This window comes from Nostoc mirabile CHAB5784, from assembly GCF_020829645.1.
Classification (GTDB): domain Bacteria; phylum Cyanobacteriota; class Cyanobacteriia; order Cyanobacteriales; family Nostocaceae; genus Nostoc; species Nostoc mirabile.
Genome location: NZ_JAIVFS010000289.1, coordinates 1 through 2,177, shown reverse-complemented (window position 1 = coordinate 2,177; position 2,177 = coordinate 1). Strand labels below are relative to the sequence as shown.

At 44.1% G+C, this 2,177-nt stretch carries 2 protein-coding genes; both read left to right on the top strand.

The window, feature by feature from the left end; genetic code table 11:
• The first annotated feature begins 43 nt into the window (after window positions 1-43).
• Window positions 44-1,516, top strand: a complete 1,473-nt coding sequence (locus LC653_RS45825) for an HAL/PAL/TAL family ammonia-lyase (RefSeq protein ID WP_267923464.1) — start codon at window positions 44-46, stop codon at window positions 1,514-1,516.
• An 18-nt stretch (window positions 1,517-1,534) separates the two neighbouring features.
• Window positions 1,535-2,068, top strand: coding sequence for a cytochrome P450 (locus LC653_RS45820; protein ID WP_229501840.1), 534 nt, complete (start codon window positions 1,535-1,537; stop codon window positions 2,066-2,068).
• Window positions 2,069-2,177: the final 109 nt, after the last annotated feature.

Sequence of the window (2,177 nt, the reverse complement as noted above, 5' to 3'; positions counted from 1 at the left end):
TATTTGATTACTTCTCAATATTTCCGACATAGCAGCGCCTGTATTGTTCACAGTCTTCAAGGAATTTCAAAAATCTCAGCAAATCAGAGCATTTTTCTCTCACCAGAGACATAAAAGAGCGCTAATGTGGTATCACAAGGTAGGAGCAGGAAAAAGATTACCTTTGGCTGATGTCCGCGCTGCCATGCTGTTGCGTCTCAACTCCCACTTATATGGTGCATCTGGTATTCGTCTAGAAATACTCCGCCGCATGGAGATTTTCTTAAATGCTGGTGTTACACCTCATGTACATGAATTGGGGTCAATTGGAGCCAGTGGTGATTTGACGCCTTTAGCATACATTACTGGGTCGCTGGTTGGTCTAGATAAGTGCTACACCGTTGACTTTAACGGTGAAGAAATGAATGCACTAACGGCACTTCAAAAGCTGGGTTTAGAGCCATTGCAACTACTTCCGAAAGAAGGGTTGGCGATGATGAATGGCACTTCAGTCATGACAGGTATCGCTGCTAATTGCGTCTATGATACAAAAAATCTCTTAGCATTATCAATGGGCACTCACGCCTTAGCTATTCAGGGCTTAAACGGCACCAATCAATCATTTCACCCATTTATCCATAAGCTCAAACCACATTCTGGGCAAAAATGGGCTGCTAACCAAATGCTCAATCTGTTGGTAGGTTCACAGTTAGTCCGAGAAGAGTTAAATGGTTCTCACAACTATCGCGGTGAACATCCGATTCAAGACCGTTATTCACTGCGTTGTTTACCTCAATATATGGGGCCAATTGTCGATGGGATACAGCAAATTCAAAAACAAATTGAGGTAGAAATTAACTCTGTAACTGACAACCCCCTGATCGATGTGGAAAACCAAGCAAGTTATCATGGCGGCAATTTTTTAGGGCAGTACATTGGCGTAGGAATGGATCAATTGCGTTACTACATTGGGTTGTTAGCTAAACACCTGGATGTACAAATAGCCTACTTGGTAGCACCAGAATTTAACAATGGACTACCTCCGTCTTTAGTTGGTAACAGAGAGCGGAGTGTAAACATGGGGTTGAAGGGATTGCAAATTACTGGCAACTCGATTATGCCTCTGTTAACCTTTTATGGAAATTCCATAGCTGATCGCTTTCCTACCCATGCGGAACAATATAACCAAAATATCAACAGCCAAGGTTTTGCTTCGGCAAATTTAGCGCGTCAATCAGTAGAAATCTTTCAACAATATATGGCGATCGCCTTGATGTTTGGAGTGCAAGCAGTTGATTTACGCACTTATGCAGCTGTTGAACATTATGATGCCCGTGCTTGTCTGTCTCCCGCTACCAGAGATTTATATATGGCAGTGCGCGATGTCATCGGACAACCAGCCTCACCCGATCGTCCTTATATCTGGAACGACCACGAACAATCTCTTGACGAACACATTGCCCAGATTAGTGCAGATATCGCATCTGGTGGGCAGATTGTGCAAGCAGTTCAAGATATTTTGTCGAGTTTCAATTAAATATTGAGGACGATTAAGATGCACAAACAGAGTATTTCATCAAGTATCAGCAAAGCTCCTCCAGGCCCTATCGGCTACCCAATTATAGGTAACCTCCCGCAAATGTTGCGGAATCCACTACAGTTTCTGACTAATGCCGTACAGGAGTATGGTGAAGTTGTCCATCTGGGGGCAATGGGGCCTCAACAGCTTTATTTAGTCTCTCATCCAGATCATCTGAAGTACATCCTGCAAGAGAATAGCCGCAACTACATTAAAGGCGAAAACTTTAAGTCTATTAAGCAGGTAATCGGCAATGGTCTAGCAGTCGCCGAGGGTGACTCCTGGCGACGCGAACGCCACTTGATGCAACCAACCTTTCATCGCCATCGGGTTGGAGCATTAGTCACCTTCATGACCAAAACCATTAGCCAAATGCTAGATGACTGGAGCAGTATCGGCTCAGACAAACCCCTAGATGTGTTTGCACAGATGATGCAACTAGCGCAGAATATCCTCCTTAAGAGTTTGTTGAGTATTGATTCTGAAGACGAAGTGCGAATCGTTGGCTAGAAACTAAGACCCATAAGGGTCTGGAGGATTAGCCGCAAGGTACAAAACCTTGATAACTGAATGACCATGTAGGTGAGAGCCAGTATCCTAGAACCCTCAAATCCTGCCC